At 41.4% G+C, this 20,072-nt stretch carries 17 protein-coding genes; 12 read left to right on the top strand and 5 right to left on the bottom strand.

The features are described 5' to 3' along the window. The gene (gene galE / locus PSH50_RS16145; protein WP_004588180.1) at nt 1-1,014 is read right to left on the bottom strand and encodes a UDP-glucose 4-epimerase GalE; all 1,014 of its coding nucleotides are present in this window, start codon (nt 1,012-1,014) and stop codon (nt 1-3) included. Between the two features lie 306 nt (nt 1,015-1,320). Here galE and PSH50_RS16150 point away from each other — a divergent pair, with 306 nt between their 5' ends. Further along, nucleotides 1,321-2,148: an SDR family NAD(P)-dependent oxidoreductase gene (locus PSH50_RS16150; RefSeq protein ID WP_248451520.1), complete on the top strand. Its 828-nt coding sequence runs from the start codon at nt 1,321-1,323 to the stop codon at nt 2,146-2,148. 145 nt (nt 2,149-2,293) lie between these two features. On the opposite strand, the gene PSH50_RS16155 is transcribed toward PSH50_RS16150, so the two are convergent. After that, a complete protein-coding gene (locus PSH50_RS16155; protein ID WP_004588182.1) occupies nt 2,294-2,533 on the bottom strand; it encodes a YdcH family protein in 240 nt (79 codons plus the stop codon). Between the two features lie 300 nt (nt 2,534-2,833). On the opposite strand from PSH50_RS16155, the gene PSH50_RS16160 reads away from it, so the two are divergent. The 10 genes from PSH50_RS16160 (at nt 2,834) to speD (ending at nt 14,535) form a co-directional block, all read left to right on the top strand. Then, the gene (locus tag PSH50_RS16160) at nt 2,834-3,823 is read left to right on the top strand and encodes a zinc-dependent alcohol dehydrogenase family protein (protein WP_054983394.1); all 990 of its coding nucleotides are present in this window, start codon (nt 2,834-2,836) and stop codon (nt 3,821-3,823) included. A gap of 332 nt (nt 3,824-4,155) precedes the next feature. Beyond that, on the top strand, nt 4,156-6,429 hold the full coding sequence (locus PSH50_RS16165; RefSeq protein WP_273587782.1) for a bifunctional diguanylate cyclase/phosphodiesterase: 2,274 nt from the start codon (nt 4,156-4,158) through the stop codon (nt 6,427-6,429). Nucleotides 6,430-6,557: 128 nt separating this feature from the next. Beyond that, nucleotides 6,558-7,139 (top strand): aminodeoxychorismate/anthranilate synthase component II, encoded by a 582-nt coding sequence (locus tag PSH50_RS16170; RefSeq protein WP_273587781.1) that lies wholly within the window; start codon nt 6,558-6,560, stop codon nt 7,137-7,139. A gap of 46 nt (nt 7,140-7,185) precedes the next feature. Further along, nucleotides 7,186-8,346, top strand: coding sequence for an HDOD domain-containing protein (locus PSH50_RS16175; RefSeq protein WP_273609836.1), 1,161 nt, complete (start codon nt 7,186-7,188; stop codon nt 8,344-8,346). A 444-nt stretch (nt 8,347-8,790) separates the two neighbouring features. Continuing rightward, on the top strand, nt 8,791-9,996 hold the full coding sequence (locus PSH50_RS16180) for an aspartate aminotransferase family protein (protein WP_004588188.1): 1,206 nt from the start codon (nt 8,791-8,793) through the stop codon (nt 9,994-9,996). An 84-nt stretch (nt 9,997-10,080) separates the two neighbouring features. After that, the gene (gene astA / locus PSH50_RS16185) at nt 10,081-11,097 is read left to right on the top strand and encodes an arginine N-succinyltransferase (protein ID WP_004588189.1); all 1,017 of its coding nucleotides are present in this window, start codon (nt 10,081-10,083) and stop codon (nt 11,095-11,097) included. A gap of 16 nt (nt 11,098-11,113) precedes the next feature. Beyond that, nucleotides 11,114-12,583, top strand: coding sequence for a succinylglutamate-semialdehyde dehydrogenase (gene astD / locus PSH50_RS16190; protein WP_273609837.1), 1,470 nt, complete (start codon nt 11,114-11,116; stop codon nt 12,581-12,583). A gap of 140 nt (nt 12,584-12,723) precedes the next feature. After that, nucleotides 12,724-13,071: a DUF3802 family protein gene (locus PSH50_RS16195; RefSeq protein WP_004588191.1), complete on the top strand. Its 348-nt coding sequence runs from the start codon at nt 12,724-12,726 to the stop codon at nt 13,069-13,071. Nucleotides 13,072-13,220: 149 nt separating this feature from the next. Beyond that, complete coding sequence (locus tag PSH50_RS16200; RefSeq protein WP_273609838.1) at nt 13,221-13,634, top strand: OsmC family protein; 414 nt, start codon at nt 13,221-13,223, stop codon at nt 13,632-13,634. A gap of 88 nt (nt 13,635-13,722) precedes the next feature. After that, nucleotides 13,723-14,535 (top strand): adenosylmethionine decarboxylase, encoded by an 813-nt coding sequence (gene speD, locus PSH50_RS16205; RefSeq protein ID WP_004588193.1) that lies wholly within the window; start codon nt 13,723-13,725, stop codon nt 14,533-14,535. 82 nt (nt 14,536-14,617) lie between these two features. Here the strand turns inward: speD and PSH50_RS16210 are convergent, their stop codons facing one another. Next, nucleotides 14,618-15,889, bottom strand: a complete 1,272-nt coding sequence (locus PSH50_RS16210; RefSeq protein WP_273609839.1) for an aromatic amino acid transport family protein — start codon at nt 15,887-15,889, stop codon at nt 14,618-14,620. A gap of 325 nt (nt 15,890-16,214) precedes the next feature. On the opposite strand from PSH50_RS16210, the gene PSH50_RS16215 reads away from it, so the two are divergent. After that, a complete protein-coding gene (locus PSH50_RS16215; RefSeq protein WP_273587779.1) occupies nt 16,215-18,536 on the top strand; it encodes a hypothetical protein in 2,322 nt (773 codons plus the stop codon). A gap of 140 nt (nt 18,537-18,676) precedes the next feature. Here PSH50_RS16215 and cysQ read toward each other — a convergent pair whose 3' ends face one another. Together cysQ and cysC are read right to left on the bottom strand one after the other, a co-directional pair. Next, nucleotides 18,677-19,447, bottom strand: coding sequence for a 3'(2'),5'-bisphosphate nucleotidase CysQ (gene cysQ, locus PSH50_RS16220; protein WP_024032039.1), 771 nt, complete (start codon nt 19,445-19,447; stop codon nt 18,677-18,679). Between the two features lie 5 nt (nt 19,448-19,452). After that, nucleotides 19,453-20,049, bottom strand: coding sequence for an adenylyl-sulfate kinase (cysC, locus tag PSH50_RS16225; RefSeq protein ID WP_055255187.1), 597 nt, complete (start codon nt 20,047-20,049; stop codon nt 19,453-19,455). Nucleotides 20,050-20,072: the final 23 nt, after the last annotated feature.

Raw genomic sequence — 20,072 nt, forward strand, 5'->3', positions numbered from 1 at the left:
TTAACTCTCCAACCCACTTGGGTAATTAGTTTGCCAGCGCCATGTGTCGTTAGTCATGTCGCTCAGTGTTAGTTCTGCGTGCCAGTTAAGGGTGGTTTGCGCTTTTGTGGCATCGGCGTAATTACAGGCAATATCGCCTGCTCGGCGCGGTGCACTTTTATACGGAATATCTTTATTGGCTGATGCGCTAAATGCTTTGATCATATCAAGCACCGAATACCCTTGGCCTGTGCCTAAGTTGTAAGCATGAAAGGCGGTATCTGTTTTGTGTTGCATAAAGGCCGCTACATGGCCTTTAGCTAAATCTAAAACGTGAATATAGTCGCGCACGCCGGTGCCATCTTTGGTGTCGTAGTCGTCACCAAAAATATTAACCACTTCGCGTTTACCTACCGCAGTTTGAGCAATAAACGGCATTAAGTTATTTGGGATACCATTTGGGCTTTCGCCTAATAAGCCGCTTGGGTGTGCACCAACAGGGTTAAAGTAGCGAAGAGCAATGCCCATAAATTGGCTGTTAGCATTGCATACGTCTTGCATGGCTTGTTCAACCATCACTTTAGTCCAACCATATGGGTTAGTAGCGCGTATAGGGTGTTTTTCATCAATAGGTAGGTAGTCTGGCTCGCCGTACACAGTGGCCGATGAGCTAAATATAATATGGTTAACGCCTACCTCTTGCATGTTTTGTAGCATGCTTAATGTGCCCGACACATTGTTTTGGTAATAACGCAGTGGTTGCTCGGTTGATTCACCTACCGCTTTAAGTGCTGCAAAGTGAAATACAGCCTCAGCTTGGCTGTGTTTAAGGGCAAGTTTAAACTGCTGCTCGTCTTGAATGTCACCTAAAATAAACTCAAAACGGGTGCCGGTAATTTTTTCGAGTTGATCAAGCACACGGGGGCTTGCGTTAGATAAGTTGTCGTAAATAACTGGGGTAATGCCTGCCTCATGAAGGGCAATACATGTGTGGCTACCTATATAACCCATACCGCCTGTAACTAAAACTTTCATGTGTTTTCTCGAAAAGTGTATTTATATGATAAATACTACTATTAAGGTAATTTAAAAACAATAGTTATGATTGCCCGTTATTTCAAATAAAAGCTTAAAATTCACCCAAGCAAAGGCACAATGGCTATACCTACTTAATAAGGGCGCATAGGTTTATCAATTAATTCTATAAACTGATTCTACTGAGCCACTAATTATTAGTCGCTAAAAGTGGTGGTACTATTAATAAATAGCAGTGAGCTAATGCGTGTGTAATTTGTCGTTAATGCAATGGCCAAAGTCTTAATACAAAAAGGAACGTTCAACATGAAAAAAACAATTTTATTAACCGGTGCCACCGACGGTATTGGCCTAGAGACCGCTAAAATGTTGTTAGCGCAAGGGCATACTGTATTATTACATGGCCGCAACCAGGACAAGTTAAATACTGTACAAGCAAGCTTAAACGCTGATTACCCGCAAGCAAGCACAGCCACCTACATTGCCGATTTAAGCGATATGGCGCAAGTAAATACCTTGGCTCAGTCAGTGTTAGCCGACTTACAAAACGCGAATAAAATACTTGATGTAATTATTAATAACGCCGGTGTTTATAAATTGGCAAATATCACTACTGTAGATGGGCTAGATGCACGGTTTGCAGTTAATACGTTAGCGCCTTATTTACTTACTAAAGCGTTACTGCCTGTAATGAACACGCAATCACGTGTGGTTAACGTGTCATCGGCTGCACAAACCAGCGTTAACTTTGACTCGTTAGTGGGCAACAAGCCACTATCAGATAGCGCAGCCTACGCGCAAAGCAAATTGGCTATTACTATGTGGTCGCGTCATTTAGGTTTAGCACTTAAAGGCAGTGGGCCGTTAGTTGTTGCGGTAAACCCTAAGTCCTTACTAGGTAGTAAAATGGTAAAAGATGCCTACGGGCTTGCTGGTGGCGACTTAAAACTAGGCGCTGATATTTTTTGCCGCGCCGCATTAAGTGACGAATTTAAAGATGCCACTGGCCTTTATTTCGATAACGATGCAGAGCGCTTTGCACCGCCACATCCAGATGCGCTTAACCCTGCTAAAAATCAGCAGTTAGTTGATACGTTAGATAGCCTGCTTGCTCAGCTAAATGCTGATAGCTAGTAGCAATTTAACGCGAAAAGATTTTACTCATGCCTTATAAGGCCTAGTTGTTTTTTATAAAGCCGATATGTGCTTTAAATGTTTTACCCTTTGTTGATCGTCAAAGAGTTCACCTAACGGTGAACTCTTTTTTTTGTGTGCAACATTACTCTTGTTGTAAACGCTCGTACAACCAATCTTTTAATTCTGAACGCTCATGTTTTAGTTGATTCATTTGCTCATCGCTAATGGGCGCATCTTTAAGCTCTAAAACACGAATCTCTTTATCTAGCTTGTCGTATTTATCTGCCTTTTTGGCAAATTCTGTGTCGCTTTTATTTAGCTCTGCAATGGTATTTAGGTACTGTGGAAAGTCATTGGTAAGTGAGTGGTCTTCGCCTAACATATTCGCTCCTTAGTAGGATAAATGAGTTACTTAAGTGAATTACTACCTTTTCATATATTACTCTGGGGTTTAGGCAATAATAAATCAACCATAGCTAGTTTAAATTGATATAGCGCAGCGACTAGTAGGATGTTGTTTAACGCCTACTTTTAAACAGTGATGGAGTGATTTTTAAACTCTATTATAAATATTATTTTGAAACTGATTGTATGTTTAGCCTTATTATCATTTGTAAAGGGTGTGTCTACAATGAAGCTTCATTACACAATTACTTATCAACAGATAACAGAGGCAATACCCATGAAAGCAATGACAATTAATAATTTTGGTGGCACTGAAGAGTTTGTAGCAGCTGAGGTTGCAAAACCACAAGTAACAGCAGGTAATGTGTTAGTTCGTATTGCCGCAACAAGCGTAAATACAATTGATATGATGATTCGTCAAATGGGTGCTGACTTACCCTTTGCTCCAAAGCTACCGGGCATTTTAGGGATGGACTTTGCAGGCACCGTTGAAGCTGTTGGCGAAGGCGTAACAGACTTTGCAGTAGGTGATGAAGTATATGGTTGTGCTGGTGGCCTAGGCGATTTACCAGGTGCACTTGCTGAGTTTATTCTTGCTGATAAGCGCTTAATCGCTCACAAACCTAAAAACCTAAGCATGAAAGAAGCAGCCGCTATTCCACTTGTAGGTATTACAGCACTTGAAGGCTTAACACGTGCAAGTGTAAGTGCAGGCCAAAAAGTATTAGTACACGGCGGCGCAGGTGGTGTAGGCCATTTAGCAGTACAACTAGCTAAGCATTTTGGCGCTGATGTTTACTCAACTGGCGGTAACGCAGAGCAACTAGCACTAATAGAAAGCTTTGGCGCTACAGGCATAAACTTTAAAGACGAAACCGTAGAGCAGTACGTTGAAAAACACACAAGCAACGTTGGTTTTGACATGGTATTTGACACTGTAGGTGGTGGTAACCTGACTAACTCATTTGCTGCAGCAAAGCTAAATGCACAGGTATCTACAACGCTTTCTTTATTAGAAGTAGATTTAAGCCCAGTACACTTTAAAGGGTTATCGTTAAACGTAATCTTTATGCTTATTCCAATGATCCACGACTTTAACCGTCAAGACCACGGCGACAAACTTACTAAACTGGCACAAATTGTTGAAGCAGGCGGTATGCGCCCAGTACTTGATGAGCAAGACTTTAGTTTAGAAGAAGCAGCTAAAGCGCATGACCGCTTAGCAAGTGGCCAAGCTATGGGTAAAGTTGTTATTTCTGTACAATAAATTATACCAATCCGCATAATTAAGTGATCTATTTTGAGGATGGAAAAGCGTGTTGATAGCAAGGCAAAAAATTCGCTATTTAGTTGCTCTAAATGAGAATTTTTTAACGTAGATAGCGACACGTTTAGCCCCTGAAAATGATTAAGTATTATTGCGGATTGGTATCATTAAGGCCGGCATTCTCGCCGGCCTCTTTCTTTTTTATGCCCGCCTGATTAACGTTTGCGCACCCTTTTTTATAACCAAATATAAACAATAGTGCTTTTATTAATCGTATATAATTACGCTTTAAAATGAGTTGTTAATATTTTAGGGTCAGATCAAGCGTTTATATGAAAATATTCACTAATAAATTTGCCAGTAAAGCTAAGCAGTTTTATATCGGTATTGTGCTGGTAGGCTGTGTACTGTCTGCGATGGTTTATTATCAGGCAGAAACCATTAAGCGCACCTCATCGACCTTAATGGAACAACAAATTCCGGCGCTACGCGATATTCGATTAATCGAAACCTACCTAGTAAAGCAAGAGCGCTTATTATATGAGTATTACGCAACGAGTAAGCGTGAACTTTATTTAATCGACTTTTTAGAAAACCATGTACGTATACTTGCGCTGATAAAAAACCTAGATCAAAACCACAGCACATTAGCGCTAGAAAGCAGCTTAAGTGATGAGTTTAAAAGTGGTTTAGACTTAGCACTTAAATTACACGAAAACTTATCAAGCAGCCGCACTAGTTGGGATTTAGCCAGAGAGCAACTAGAGCAACTCACCGAACTGCAAGCCCAAGTGATGGGGCACTTAACAAATGCAGAAACGGTTATTTCAAATGCGGTTGATAGCGGCTACAAAGACACCGAAAGCAACCTGCACACCACAGTCAATATTGTGTTTTTGTTTACGTTTGCCATAGTGCTGGTAAGCATTTATACAGGGCGTTACGCATCTAAATTTATAAAGCTTAGTGCCCGTAACGAACGTTTAGCGCTATTTCCAACGCGCAACCCTAACCCAATTGTGAGTTTAAGCGCCAACCTTGAGCTTAACTACTGTAACCCTGCCGCTATTGCTATGCATAAAGCGTATGTAAGCGATAAACACAGTACGCCCATTGCATTACTAAGCCCTAATATAAAGCAGCAACTAATAGACACTAAGCAGTCGGCTAGTCATGTTGAGCGTTTTTATACACAGCTAGATAACCATTACCTCACTTACCAAATACATTGGCTGCAAGAAATAGATGCCTTTGATATACACATACGCGATGTAACAGAGCAATTTGAGGCAGAGCGCTCATTAGAGTATTTAGCCTTTCATCACCCGTATTCAAAGTTGCCTAACCAAGCCAGTTTAGAAACATACACCAATGAGCTAATTTCGCTTGAGCAGCCTTTTAGTTTAATGCTGATTGATGTAAGCCACTTTAAGCTATTGCTTGAGCAATATGGTTTATCGGGCGCTAACGAGTGTATAAATGCCTTTGCTATGCACTTATCGCGCAGCGCTAATAAATTTTCTCAGCAGTTAAAAAGCAAAAACAAACTGACCTTTTATCACATTGGCGATGCAAACTTTGTGGTTATTTATACCGAGCAAGATTGCTCAACAACCCTAGATGACTTACTCAAAGGCGTCCAAAGCCGTTTAAGCCAAGCTATTAGCACACCGTACGGTGAAATGCGCATGAGCTTTAACTGCGGTGTAACTCGCTACCCAACTAGTAATAACTATAAAACGCTGCTATTGCACGCCAATATTGCCTTAGAAGAGGCGGTGAAACGTAATATTCCCTACGCTCATTTTGATACCGAAAGCGGAGTTAAGCACGCCCAGCAGCTGCATATTGCTCGGCGCCTTGATACCGCGATTGAAAAGCAGCAGTTTGAGCTTTATTTTCAGCCTAAAATGCATCTTAAATCGCAAACCATAAACAGCTGCGAATGTTTAATTAGGTGGTTTGATGATGGGAAGTTTGTCTCTCCGGCGCAGTTTATTCCTATTGCCGAGCACAGCGGGTTTATATTGCCATTAGGCGAATGGATACTCGATAGTGCCTTTGCCCAAGCTACAAAATGGCATCAGCAAAACTTAAATATCCGCTTGGCTATTAATATATCGGCAAGGCAATTTACACAGCAAGACTTTGTGCAAAGCATAAAACAGCGGTTGGCGCACTTTAACGTGCCCGCGCATTTAATTGAGCTAGAAATTACCGAAACCGCCATTATGGACGATGAAGAGTTTGGTATTTCAGTACTGCAGGCGCTGAGTGCACTGGGTATTAGCTTATCAATTGATGACTTTGGTACGGGCTATTCGTCGCTGGGTTACTTACAGCGTTTTCCGGTTAATAAATTAAAAATAGATCAGTCGTTTGTGCGCAATATGGCCACTGACACACGGGATCAGGCTTTAGTACTGAGTATTTGCCAATTAGCTAAAAACTTGGGGCTCGATATTATCGCCGAAGGCGTAGAAGAGCATGCCCAACTTGAAAAACTAAAAGAGTATAACTGCGACCTAATTCAAGGGTACTTGTTAAGCCGGCCAATACCAGCAAACGAATTTGAAGCATTTTTAGCTAAAGGCGTAAGTTTTTAAGGCGTTTTGCTAATGTATGTTGGGTAATTATTAGTGATAGAATGGCCCTATAAAAGCTTCTATCGCTCATTTTACAAGCCACACATGTGAGCAAAGAGCACTACATTATTAAATAAGGTCGTTGTGTAATGCTGTTGATGATCGACAACTACGATTCGTTTACTTATAACCTAGTACAATACTTTCAGCGCTTAAACCAAGAGGTGCTGGTAAAGCGTAATGACGAAATATCTGTTGCGCAAATTAAGCAACTTAACCCCAAGCATATTGTTATTTCTCCGGGGCCATGTACGCCAAACGAAGCGGGTGTGTCACTCAATGTCGTTAAGCAGCTAAAAGGCATTTACCCTATTTTGGGTATTTGCTTAGGGCATCAAACTATAGCGCAAGCGCTAGGGGGCAAGGTTATACGTGCTAAGCAAGTCATGCATGGTAAAACCTCACCTATTGTTCATAATAATAAGGGGGTATTTACCGGTTTAGAAAACCCGCTTACTGTGTGTCGTTATCACTCGCTGGTGGTAGAAAAACACAGTTTACCGAGTGAGTTAGCTATTACCGCATGGAGCCAAACCGAGCAAGGTGAGTTTGACGAAATTATGGGGCTACTTCACACAGAGCTTGCTCTTGAAGGCGTGCAATTTCATCCCGAGGCTATTTTAACAACTCAAGGGCTCGAATTGCTTGCTAACTTTTTATCTCGCTTCTAACCTTACAGTAACCACCGAATGGTAATACTTATACTGAATGGACTTTATGACTGAACTTGCGTCGCAAAAGCGAATAGCCTCAATGCTTGACCAGCGTGCTCACGACTTGCTGCTTGGCCATAGTTTTGCACATCAACAAATTGGCTTTATTCATACGCTGGAAATTGATTATGGCGAACCAATGAAGCAACGCACTTTATTAGAAGTAGAAGTTGCCGCACAGCATAAACGCCAGCAAAGTAGCACCGCGCATCATAAGTACCGAGCACAAGCGAGCAAACAACTCCATAAAGTAATAGAAACAGCCATATTTAAGCAATTAGAAGATATGGATGCTGTTATTCAAAACACCATAGGCATAGAAGATAGCGTTGCTACCATGCTAGATATACTGGCGGTTAAGTCGGCAAGTGTTGGGCGTTTAGAGCCATTGGTAAATGATTCTAGTTGGCTTGGCCGCGAATTAGTCTCATTGGTAAACCTGCCTTACTACCGAAAGCAGCGCAGCAAAAGTACCTCAGTCAAAGTAGACAGCCCCGCACTTGCACTGCGCTATATTGGCCTTGATAACTTACAATTGGTAATTCCTACTTTTGCTATGCGCCATTGGATGCCACACAGCACAGAGCCATTTCCATTATTAAAGCGCCGCTTGCGCGATGCCGCCATGGCCAATGCAATTGCGGCGCAAAAAATTGCAGAGCTTAACGATGTAAACCCCGTACATGCGTTTACACTGGGCATGCTTATAGATGTTGGGCGTATTGCCTTAGTACGTTTGTACTTAAAAACCTTTGAACAGGTATGGCAACGCAAAGTGCAAATAGCGCGCGAAGCACAGCAAAAAGATTTACACACGGCATTGATGGAGCTAAAGCCAGATCCCCTATTTTTAACCACGTTGTTAAGTAATAAGTCGCTTGAGTTAAGTGCTAAAGTTATTCGAAAAATGGCTTTTAAGTTTTTGCCGTTTAATCATGTTATGGCGCAACTTGTTCATGGTATTGAGCAAAGTAGTGATGTTTTCCCTATGAGTGAAGTCATGCTTAAAGCGCGATGCTATTCGCAGTATTTAAATCTAAAACAACACCAACTTATTGAACAAGATGAAGTGCAGGCATGGTTTTCGTATCACCAATTCACTAAAAATGAGCTAAAAGCCCTCGAAACAAGCAATTTTACCAACCTTGCTATTCAAATTGACTAAAAAGCAGCTTACTCGCCGGTCCTTATATCGGTAATTTGCCGCTGGTGGCGGCAAATTTTCATTAACTATTGAATTTTTTGTTAATTTTTTTGCGACTATTCATTCATTAACATCTCCCCAAGCACACCTCGCTTTAAGCACTTAATGTAAGGCGCGACTCACTGCGCAGGCGCATAAGTATTAAAAAATGACATTTATTTTCTATGCAGATAGTTATTCACTATCTATGAAATAATATCCCAAGGCCTTTATTTTAAAGGCCTGCATGAAAGTTTTTAACGAGACAGCACCACAAATATCTGAAATAATGAGCGCCTGAAAATTGAACCACAAGGCAGTTTTACGCTCAACCTTTTGCTATTTAGTGCGTAAATATCTTGGTTACATTTATAACCAAACACCTATTTTGATGTTTTGTGTTGCTCACAATTAAGAGGAAAAAAAATGACAGTCAATCGCGAATTATTTGATCACGTAATGGTTCCTAACTACGCGCCTTCAAGCGTTATTCCTGTTCGAGGCGAAGGCTCTCGCGTATGGGATCAACAAGGTAAAGAATTTATCGACTTTGCCGGTGGTATTGCTGTTAACTGTCTTGGCCATTGCCATCCTGCATTAGTAGGTGCATTAAAAGAGCAAGGCGAAAAAATTTGGCACCTATCAAACGTAATGACTAACGAGCCTGCGCTGCGTTTAGCTAAAAAAATGGTCGATGCGACCTTTGCTGAAAAAGTTTACTTTGCAAACTCAGGCGCAGAAGCAAACGAAGCAGCACTTAAATTAGCTCGTCGTTTTGCACTTGATAAATTTGGTGCTGAAAAATCACAAATTATCTCATTTAACAAAGGCTTTCACGGTCGTACGTTCTTTACCGTAACCGTAGGCGGGCAAGCTGCATACTCAGATGGTTTTGGTCCTAAGCCAGGCGACATCGTACATTGTGATTACAATGACCTAGCTGCATTTGAAGCGCTAATTAGCGACAAGACATGTGCCGTAATGATGGAGCCACTGCAAGGTGAGGGCGGTATTATTTCGCCAACTGACGAATTTGCACAAGGCGTTCGTGAGCTATGTACTAAACACAATGCACTGCTTATTTTTGATGAAGTACAAACAGGTGTAGGCCGTACTGGTGAGCTATACGCATACCAAGGTTTAAACGTAGTGCCTGATATTTTAACGTCAGCTAAAGCACTTGGCGGCGGTTTCCCTATTGGCGCTATGCTAACTACTACTGAGATTGCACAGCACTTAAAAGTAGGGACTCACGGTTCTACTTACGGTGGTAACCCACTGGCGTGTGCAGTAGCTGAAGCCGCATTTGATACTGTAAATACCCCTGAAGTACTGGCGGGCGTAAAAGAAAAAGCAGCATTATTTAACGAGCTTCTTAACGCGGTAAACGAAAAATACAACGTATTTAGCGAAATTCGTGGCCAAGGTTTATTAATTGGTGCAGCCGTTAACGAGCAATACAAAGGCCGTGCTAAAGAGTTTTTAGTAGCAGCTACCGAGCAAGGGCTTATGTCGCTTGTAGCGGGTGCTGATGTAGTACGCTTTACGCCATCGTTAGTAATCACCGAAGCGGATATTCGCGAAGGTATGGCGCGTTTTGAAAAAGCAGTAGCAAGCGTAGTAAACGCTTAAGCGCGTTAAACCACCTTATTAAGGGCAAGCCTGCTTGCCCTGCATATTCTATTTACCGTTATTGATAAGGGAGCAAGCGGACTCATGATGATCCTTCGCCCAATCCAGCAAAATGATTACGCAGCGTTATTAAAAATTGCCCACGAATCGGGCCATGGTTTTACATCTTTGCCGTTAAACGAAGAGTTACTGCAAAAGAAAATTGACCATTCTGTAAGTTCATTTGCTAAACAAACGTCACAACCTGGTGACGAAGGCTACCTGTTTGTTCTTGAAGATACCGAAACCGGTGAAGTAGTCGGTACTTCAGCTATTGAAGCTGCAGTAGGGCTTGATGATGCGTTTTATCATTACCACTTAAGTAAAGTAATTCACTCATCACGCACGTTAGATGTATACAAAGCGGTTGATATTTTAACCCTATGTAACGACTACACCGGCGCGACAGAACTATGTACCTTATTTTTGAAAGATGGCTATCGTAAAAATTGTAACGGTAAACTTCTTTCAAAAGCGCGCTTTATGTTTATAAAACAACATGAGCAGCGTTTTGCACAAACAGTAATAGCAGAAATGCGCGGCGTGTCTGACGAAAACGGAAGCAGCCCGTTTTGGCAGTGGCTAGAAGAGCATTTTTTCTCAATGGACTTTCCTACCGCCGATTACCTAACAGGTATAGGCCAAAAAGTGTTTATTGCTGAACTAATGCCAAAGTACCCAATTTACGTAAACTTGCTTAGCAAAGACGCTCAAGCGGTGATTGGTAAAGTACACGACAACACACGCCCAGCTATTGAGCTATTAAAAAATGAAGGATTTACCTTCAACGGTTACGTCGATATTTTTGATGCGGGCCCTACAGTAGAAGCAAAAGTAGATAACATTGCCACTATTCGTAATGCAAAAGACTTTAAAGTAGAAATAGGCGAAGCATCGGGCGATACCATGGTACTGCTTGCTAACGGCAAGTTAGAAGATTACCGTGCAACGGTTGCAGCGCTTAGCTTTGATGAGCGTGCAAGCAGCCTTATTTTATCGCAACAAATAGCCGATGCCCTACAGCTACAATCGGGCGACACCGTAAGCGCAACCCCAGTTTAATTAAGGAGGAAGTATAATGACTCATCCTGCACAATTTATTAATGGTCAGTGGTCACAAGGCCAAGGCAACGCATTTAATTCAGTAAACCCTGCAAATAACGACGTTATTTGGCAGGCATCTTCAGCGACTGCAGAGCAAGTAGATAGCGCGGTAAATTCGGCGCGCGAAGCATTTTACAGCTGGGCAGATAAAAGCTTTAACGAGCGCCTAGAGATAGTTAAAACCTTTGCAGCAACACTTAAAGAGCACAGCGAAGAACTTGCTGTTGCGATTGCCCAAGAAACCGGCAAGCCACTGTGGGAAACGCGTACAGAAGCGGGCGCAATGGTAGGTAAAATTACCATTTCTGAAAAAGCATTTTTAGAGCGCACTGGCGACGTTGAAAACGCTATGCCAGTAGGGCGTGCGATGATCCGTCATAAACCACATGGTGTAGTTGCCGTATTTGGCCCATATAACTTCCCTGGGCACTTACCTAATGGGCACATTGTGCCAGCGCTTTTAGCTGGTAACACCGTGGTATTTAAGCCATCAGAGCTTACGCCAATGGTGGCAGAGCTTACGCTTAAACTATGGGAAAAAGCCGGTTTACCTGCAGGTGTAATTAACCTTGTTCAAGGTGAAGTAGAAACAGGTAAAGCCCTTGCTGCGCATAAAGGCATAGATGGTTTATTCTTTACAGGTTCTTCGCGTACTGGTCATATTTTACATGAGCAGTTTGCAGGCCAGCCAGGTAAAATTTTAGCGCTTGAAATGGGTGGCAATAACCCACTGATTATTAAAGATGTGGCAGATACTAAAGCCGCGGTACACGATATTATTCAATCGGCGTTTATTTCAAGCGGCCAACGTTGTACTTGTGCTCGTAAAGTATTTTTACCTAAAGGCCAGCAAGGCGATGACATTTTAGCGCGCCTTATCACTGCAACTAAAGCTATTAAAGTAGGCAACTACGATGATGAAGATCAGCCATTTATGGGCTCTATGATCTCATCTGCGGCTGCAGCAGGCATGGTAAAAGCACAAAACGAGCTTGTTGAGCTTGGCGGTGAAGTACTAGTAGAGCTTGAGCACACAGCCAATACTGGTTTTGTAACACCGGGTATTATTGAGTGTTCAGCGATTAGCGACTTCCCAGATGAAGAGCACTTTGGCCCATTATTAAAAGTGTTCCGCTTTGATGACTTTGACCACGCTATAGATAAAGCAAACGATACCAGCTTTGGTTTATCAGCAGGTTTATTAAGCGACAGCGAAGCCGACTACAATCACTTTTTACGTCGTATTCGTGCCGGTATTGTTAACTGGAACCGCCCAATTACAGGCGCATCAAGTGCAGCCCCATTTGGTGGTATTGGCGCATCAGGAAATCACAGAGCAAGCGCATATTACGCAGCCGACTACTGTGCATACCCTGTTGCTTCGGTAGAACTTGAAAAAGTAACGATGCCAGCAACACTAAGCCCAGGCTTAAAAATAGATTAATTACTGTTCTATTTATAGTTATAAAGAATGAGAAAAGCAGCTTAGGCTGCTTTTTTTGTATTGGTAACGCGCAAAGCTAGTAATTAGTGGCGCTTTCTGCTTAAATCTATGCAATTAGTTATTCAAAGGTGAAAATCACAATGGTTTTAGACAGGCAAGGGTACGATGACTTGATCATGTATCTAACTCAAAATTTAGCGTTATTTGAGAAGCCAGGCGAAATCAAACCCGGTGCCCCTACCGTTATGGAACTCATAGAAGACGTAATAGCGCATAACGTTATGCTAATTTGTGAACAACATACCAATCTTAATACCGAACAACGCAGCCAAATAGTGCGCGAGGTAGACGGTATTGTTTACGACTTACAAGAAGTGCTAAGCAGCATAACCTCACAACCCGTTACGGTTGAACAACACGCATTTATAGATGAGTTTGCTGGGCTTATTAAAAACTTATTTGATAACGCGGTAACACAAACCTCTTAACGTTACCCGTTAACACAGCGCAGTATGACCTAATAACTGCGCTCCTATTACTTCTCGCCTTATTAATAACACCACTAAATTTAATCTCAGCGCTCACGTATCGTTGCAGATTGTTATACAATCAACAAAATTTTTTTAGAGATAAACACATGCAAGCAAATGTAAAATGGGTTGAAGGCGACACCTTTATTGGCCGTTCTAATTCTAATCACAATGTAGTTTTTGATGCCGGCAACGACAGCGCTGCACCAAGTCCAATGGAAATGGTACTTATGTCGGTAGGTTGTTGCTCGTCGGTAGATGTTGTAAGTATTTTAAAAAAAGCCAAACAAGATTTTTCTGATGTGCAAGTACAACTAAGCTCAGAGCGCGCCGAAACAGCGCCTCGTGTATTTACTAAAATTAATTTACACTTTGTTGTTACAGGCAATAATGTCTCGGAAAAACACCTTGCGCGTGCGGTTTCGCTCTCTGCTGAAAAGTATTGTTCTGTTGCTTTAATGCTTGATAAAACAGTAGAAATTACCCATAGCCACGAAGTTGTGCAAGAACAGGTAAAATAACGCTTTTTCCGTGAGGAAAATTCGTATAAAATCCGCGAACTTTTCATTCTGCAGGTGCAGATTTCACTAATTTATAGGTTGGTTTATCATGAACAAACCCTTCGATAAACTTAAACTTCATGGCTTTAATAATTTAACCAAAAGTTTAAGCTTTAGTATTTACGACATTTGCTACGCAAAGACCGAGCAACAACGTAAAGAATATATTGAATATATCGACGAGCAGTACAGTGCAGATAGACTAACCGACATACTAGGTGATGTTGTTGATATTATTGGTGCTAACATTTTAAATGTGGCGCGCCAAGATTATGAACCACAAGGCGCAAGTGTGACTATTTTGGTTTCGGAAGAGCCGGTAGAAGAGCAGCAAAATTACGATGCTGATGAAGCGCCAGGCCCATTACCAGATTCTGTTGTTGCGCACCTAGATAAAAGCCACATTTGTGTACATACCTACCCAGAAGCGCACCCTGATGATGGTATTTGTACATTCCGTGCTGATATTGAAGTATCTACCTGTGGCATTATTTCGCCACTTAAAGCGTTAAACTTCTTAATTCATAGCCTTGAGTCAGACGTAGTAACCATTGACTACCGCGTACGTGGTTTTACCCGCGACGTAAACGGTGTTAAACACTACATTGACCATGCAATTAACTCGATTCAAAACTTCATGACAGAAGATACCAAAGAAGCGTACCAAATGATGGACGTGAACGTGTATCAAGAAAACCTGTTCCACACCAAAATGATGTTAAAAGAAACCGACTTAAACACTTACCTGTTCGGCCTATCTACTGATGAGCTGTCGGATGAGGAAGAAGAAGAAATTCGCTCTAAACTAACCCGCGAAATGCAGGAAATATTCTACGGTCGTAACCTACCAGACGCAGAATAAATTAGTTTAAAAGCAATTTAGTTGTATTAAAAATGGCGCTCAGTGAGCGCCATTTTTTATGGGGGTATTTATAGCAATTCGCTTAATTAAGCATGCTGTAAATAAGCGCGCATACGGCCAGTGAGCCCACAGCAAGTACAAACAATGTGCTTAAGCGGTTGCGGTATTTACTCAGCGCAGGCACTTTGTATACGGCAATCATTGGCATAATAAATAAAATCATCGCAATGATAGGGCCTGATAGCTGATCCATCATGTCTAAAATGCTTGGGTTTTTAACCGCGCAAAACCAAATAGCAAAAAACATAATGAGTACGCCAATTTTGTCGGCTACTTTTGCACTTAAGCTTGTTTGCTTAGTCACCAAACCGGTAAAGCTTTCGCGTGCACCTAAAAAGTGCCCTAAAAACGATGACGTAATCGCAATAAAGGCAACCAGCGGCCCAAGAGTCGCTATATACGAGTTACTGGTGATATTAGCAAGGTAAGATAAAATCGATACGTTAGCCGCTTTAGCAGCAGCCATTTGCTCGCTAGTAAGCGAAAGCACGCACGAAAACACAAACAGCAGTACAAATACAATAAGTAGTAAGCTAGTGCGCTTTAAAATAGCCTCAGCCTTATTAGTGGCCTGATTGCCATAATGCCCACGCTGCACGTTCACAAAGCTTGAAATAGCCGCCGCATGGCTAAACGAAAACACAATAATAGGAATAGATAACCACAGTGTTTTAGTAAAGCTGCCCGCCTCAGGAAAGCTCATATCAGGCATTTGCCAGCTAGGGATTAAATAGAGCGATAAGCAAAATAAAATACCTACAAGCGGATACACCAAAATAGCAAAGGCGCGCAGCATTAAGCGCTCGCCGCCCATCATTAGGCTAATCATACCGGCAACCAATACACCCGAAAGTAACACGCGAGAAGGTGACTCAAGGCCCATTTGGTTAACCATAAAGCTGTCAACGGTATTAGTTAAGCCTACGCCGTAAATAAGCAAAATGGGGAATATAGATAAAAAGTATAATAAAGAGATTAACCTGCCCGCTGTTACACCAAAGTGCTCTTCAACAACATCAGTAAAATCTGAATCTTTATTTTTAGACGACAACACAAAGCGGGCTAAGCCACGGTGTGCTAAAAAGGTCATTGGAAAGGCTAAACACGCCATAATAATAAGCGGCCAAAAACCACCTATACCAATGTTAATAGGTAAAAATAAAATACCCGCGCCAACGGCGGTACCAAAAAGGCTTAACGTCCACTGCGTATCGTGCAGGTTCCATTTAGAAGTAGGTGTGTGTTCACCTGTTTGTGATGCATTTGAAAGCGTTGCATCTTGTGATGGTGTCATGTGTGTGCTCATCCATTATTTAAATAATAATCGCGCGCAAGAATATAGTTTTTAGCTAAAACTTTCATGTTTTGAGGGGTTTTGTAGACTAATTAATTAGACGCCGTTGCACCAAAAGTGTCATGAATACGAAACAGCGCTGTAAAAATAAACAAATACCCGAACCAGCACAGTTGTAGGTTGGGTAGAGCGAAGCGAAACCCAACACGCCATAGCGTCATTCGAGCGGTAAAGCCAAGAGGCGACTTTATTTCTTAAACTTGCTTATCCAATAATATTCAATTGATATACACTGGCAAGGTAACGTATTGATAAGGATATTAAGTTGTCACAAGTTAAAACTCTCCCTATTACAGCCACACGCTGGCTTTCCCTTTTATTGTGCGCAATTACCGCTGCAACAATTACCGTATTTTTAAGTAAGGTCGGTTTTGTTCAAAAGGCATATTCAAGCTTGGGCGCTATTTTAAATGCGAATCCGGTTTTGCATTACAGCAGCGCACTTTTAGCGGGAATTGGCATAAAGCTGCTGCTTGATAAGTTTTATATATCGCACCCCAAACGCAGTATTGGGTTTAACTGGCGATATCCGCCGGTGACAATTGCTGTATTAGTGTCATTACTTCTGACTGCTTTGTACGTAATAACTACAGTATCAAAACTTGATGAAGCTACGTTATACGCACGAAGTTTTATGAGCTTAAAATACCTAGCACTTACGTTTATTGCCATGCTAATAACCGTGATTTATCAAATAAAGCTTTATACCAAAAAGCCAATATTTACTGCTGTATTGGTTGCTCTTAGTGCAACCTTTATCATTTTTGCAGTCAACCTAGCTGATACAACACCTGCCTTTAATGTCTTTATGTACCTAGCTGCTAGTTATTTTATATTGGCGGCTTACTTGTTATTTGATGAGTATAGGCAAAGTAAACAGCCAAGCATCATTACTGAAAAAGAAGATGTAACCATTCAAGTAAATCCAGAGCTGAATAGTTTAAAAGAATTTCAAAAGTGGTTTGCTGATGATCGACCTATTGATCATAAAAGTGATTTAGAGCCCGACTTACAAGTTTATGCTGACCGAATTTATAACCGTTTGATCAATGGGGGCGATGAATATCAAAAAAAACCATTAGCTCAACATATAGCACTTTGTGGCTCGTTTGGGTGTGGTAAAAGCAGCATTGTGAACGCTATTGCTAATGACTTAAGGGTTGCGGATAAAACAGATGGGATATGGATACACAGCGATATATCAACATGGGGTGTAGCAAGTGGTAGCGTTGCTCATGTGTTACTTGGTCATATTATTGATGATATAAGCCAGTACATTGATATGTGCGCCTTTCGTGCCTTACCTAAACATTATACCGAAGCGCTTAAATCAGGGGGGAGCGTATTTCAATTCGCTTCAACATTACTTGCTGGCCCAATTGATATTGAGGGAAGTTTTCAAAAGCTTAATGACGTTCTTGAAATAACCAATCATAAATTACTGATCACCCTCCAAGACGTTGACCGTGGTACTGATGAAGAAAGTGAAAAGCGGCTAAATGATATCGCTGCACTGTTGGATAGGTTAAAGAAAAAAAGGTTAAGTCAAATTAATTTTATTATAGCAATGGGAAACAATAAGTTAGAGCACATAGATGTATTAAGTAAAGTAGCTGATCATTTAGAGACAATACTAACATTTGACTGTTCCAAACTTATTATTAAGTGGTGGAGGCTTAATATTGAAAAGCTTTATAGCAATCAGATGAAGCTTACTGAACATTTGCAGTTTAATGATATACAAAGCTTATTAAGAAGAGAAGCAACATATTTTAATGCTGTGACTTCTAAAGCTCCAAATTTAGCAAATAACTTAATTCACTCTATACGCATGTTAAAACGAATAATGAGGAGAGTAGATAGCTGTTGGGTTGAAGGCAAGTTGCTTGGTGAGGTTGATTTTAATACTTTACTTTTATTAATAGTCTTAAGGGAGACTAGTCCAAGTACATTTAATTATTTGGTTACTGAATACAGAAAAGCTCAAGATTTATCGCCTTTTGAGTATGGTTCACAAGTTGGGAGTTTGGAATACATAATGAAAAATATTGAGCAACTATCAGAAGATACTTTTGTGTATCATGCTAATGAGTTGTTAAGGGAAATATTAGATATAGGTAAGCACCAATCTAAAAGCAGTATCTTAAAAACTCAAAAACTACAGAATAAACTTAAAACAGTTAACTACTTAGATCGTATAGTGCTTGAAAACCTTCCTCTAACAGAGCTAAGAGACCAAGATGTTATTAATGAATTTCTTCAAGCAGACTCAAACTCAATTGATGTATTAGCAGATAAAATTTTATCGGATGAGAGGTGGCTTGTTTCATTTGAAAGATTTGAAAGTATTTTCCATTTGGAAGGTTCTAAGGATGTAGGGAAGTTATTGGCATTAGCCTTACTTGGTAATTCAGAAGCTGACAATGCAGCGCTATTGTATAGAGGGGAAGCTTTTAAGACACTTTTACAGAAGAAATGCATCAACTCAGAAGATGATCTTAAGATGGTCGTAGATAAATTGCCTTCCAATAATGAGCTTTCAAAAGAATTAACGAAGTACTGGAAAGGAATCCAAAATATTCTATAAGGTCTTACCTGAAAGATCTTTTGAGCACTTTATCACTATGAAAAAGTAGTGCTTGTTGGGTTTCGTTCGACTCAACCCAACCTACGGTGTTTTGGTTTACATTGAGCTGCTCGTGGCTAACAGCTCGAAGCTCTTAGCTCTTACTCTTCCACCGCACTCACTACAAAATACGGATTCAAATACTCATCTTTGGTGTTATAAATAAGCGGGCTGCCATCGAGCTTGGTTACTTTAGCGCCGGCTATTTCAGCAATAGCATGGCCAGCTCCCGTATCCCACTCACAGGTTGGGCCTAAGCGCGGGTAAATATCAGCACTGCCCTCAGCCACTAAGCATAATTTTAGTGAGCTGCCTTTTGAGACCATTTCAACGTCGTCAAAGCGTTTTACAAACTCGGCTAAATCAGGTGATGGGTGTGAGCGGCTGCCAACCACGCGGATTAACCCTTTATTAGGTTTGGTGGTTACTTTAAGCTCAATGCGCTCATCGCCTTTGTCTTTAAACGCGCCAATGTCGTTACTGGCTAAGTACGATACGCCAAGTGCGGGCGCATCAACGACAGCAAGCACGGGTTTGCCGTTTTCGATTAGGGCTATATTTACGGTAAATTCGCCGTTCTTTTTAATAAACTCTTTAGTGCCGTCGATTGGGTCTACTAACCAGTAGCTTTTCCATGTTTGACGAATGTCCCAGCTTATATCAGCGCTTTCTTCGCTAAGTATAGGTGTGTCGGGCGTGAGCTGTTTTAGCCCTGTCACAATGACTTTATGAGCTGCTAAGTCGGCGTCGGTTACTGGGCTTTCATCGGCTTTGTATTCAACGTTAAAGTCCTTTTCGTAAATCCCCATTATGGCTTGGCCTGCTTTGCGGGCAAGGATGAGGGTTTCTTCTAGTAGCTCGGTTTGGTTCATTGGGGTTAACCTATAATATGCTTTTGTTTTAGATACGTTATCAGTTGTGTAACCGATTGGTCTAGGGTGTTTTTACTGGTATCTAAAATTATTTCTGGGTTGTTGGGTACTTCGTAGCTTGAGTCGATACCGGTAAAGTGTTTAATCTCACCTGCGCGGGCTTTTTTGTATAAGCCTTTAGGGTCGCGGCTTTCGCATACATCAAGCGGGGTATCGATAAATACTTCAATAAACTCGCCGTCATCTACTAGGTTGCGCACCATGTCGCGCTCTGCTCTAAATGGCGAGATAAACGCGGTAAGCACTAATAGGCCGGCATCGGTCATTAGTTTAGCGGTTTCGCCAACGCGGCGTATGTTTTCGATGCGGTCTTCGTCGCTAAAGCCAAGGTCTTTACATAAGCCGTGGCGTACGTTGTCGCCATCAAGCAGGTAAGTGTGCGCACCTTGCTGATTAAGCGCCGCTTCTAATGCATTTGCTACGGTGCTTTTGCCAGAGCCAGAAAAACCGGTAAACCATAAAATGGCCGGTTTATGCTTTTTTTGCTCACTACGCTGTGCTTTTGTGGTTGCGTAGTTATGCCAAACAATATTTTCATCCATAGTGGTGTGTCTCTTGTACTGTA

Origin of the sequence: Pseudoalteromonas sp. Angola-7 (genome assembly GCF_028599255.1) — a bacterium.
Taxonomy (GTDB): Bacteria; Pseudomonadota; Gammaproteobacteria; order Enterobacterales; family Alteromonadaceae; genus Pseudoalteromonas; species Pseudoalteromonas atlantica.

Bases quoted from the DNA above. Each gene is read 5' to 3' on its own strand.
- galE (WP_004588180.1), bottom strand. From the start codon at position 1,014: ATGAAAGTTTTAGTTACAGGCGGTATGGGTTATATAGGTAGCCACACA.
- PSH50_RS16150 (WP_248451520.1), top strand. From the start codon at position 1,321: ATGAAAAAAACAATTTTATTAACCGGTGCCACCGACGGTATTGGCCTA.
- PSH50_RS16155 (WP_004588182.1), bottom strand. From the start codon at position 2,533: ATGTTAGGCGAAGACCACTCACTTACCAATGACTTTCCACAGTACCTA.
- PSH50_RS16160 (WP_054983394.1), top strand. From the start codon at position 2,834: ATGAAAGCAATGACAATTAATAATTTTGGTGGCACTGAAGAGTTTGTA.
- PSH50_RS16165 (WP_273587782.1), top strand. From the start codon at position 4,156: ATGAAAATATTCACTAATAAATTTGCCAGTAAAGCTAAGCAGTTTTAT.
- PSH50_RS16170 (WP_273587781.1), top strand. From the start codon at position 6,558: ATGCTGTTGATGATCGACAACTACGATTCGTTTACTTATAACCTAGTA.
- PSH50_RS16175 (WP_273609836.1), top strand. From the start codon at position 7,186: ATGACTGAACTTGCGTCGCAAAAGCGAATAGCCTCAATGCTTGACCAG.
- PSH50_RS16180 (WP_004588188.1), top strand. From the start codon at position 8,791: ATGACAGTCAATCGCGAATTATTTGATCACGTAATGGTTCCTAACTAC.
- astA (WP_004588189.1), top strand. From the start codon at position 10,081: ATGATGATCCTTCGCCCAATCCAGCAAAATGATTACGCAGCGTTATTA.
- astD (WP_273609837.1), top strand. From the start codon at position 11,114: ATGACTCATCCTGCACAATTTATTAATGGTCAGTGGTCACAAGGCCAA.
- PSH50_RS16195 (WP_004588191.1), top strand. From the start codon at position 12,724: ATGGTTTTAGACAGGCAAGGGTACGATGACTTGATCATGTATCTAACT.
- PSH50_RS16200 (WP_273609838.1), top strand. From the start codon at position 13,221: ATGCAAGCAAATGTAAAATGGGTTGAAGGCGACACCTTTATTGGCCGT.
- speD (WP_004588193.1), top strand. From the start codon at position 13,723: ATGAACAAACCCTTCGATAAACTTAAACTTCATGGCTTTAATAATTTA.
- PSH50_RS16210 (WP_273609839.1), bottom strand. From the start codon at position 15,889: ATGACACCATCACAAGATGCAACGCTTTCAAATGCATCACAAACAGGT.
- cysQ (WP_024032039.1), bottom strand. From the start codon at position 19,447: ATGAACCAAACCGAGCTACTAGAAGAAACCCTCATCCTTGCCCGCAAA.
- cysC (WP_055255187.1), bottom strand. From the start codon at position 20,049: ATGGATGAAAATATTGTTTGGCATAACTACGCAACCACAAAAGCACAG.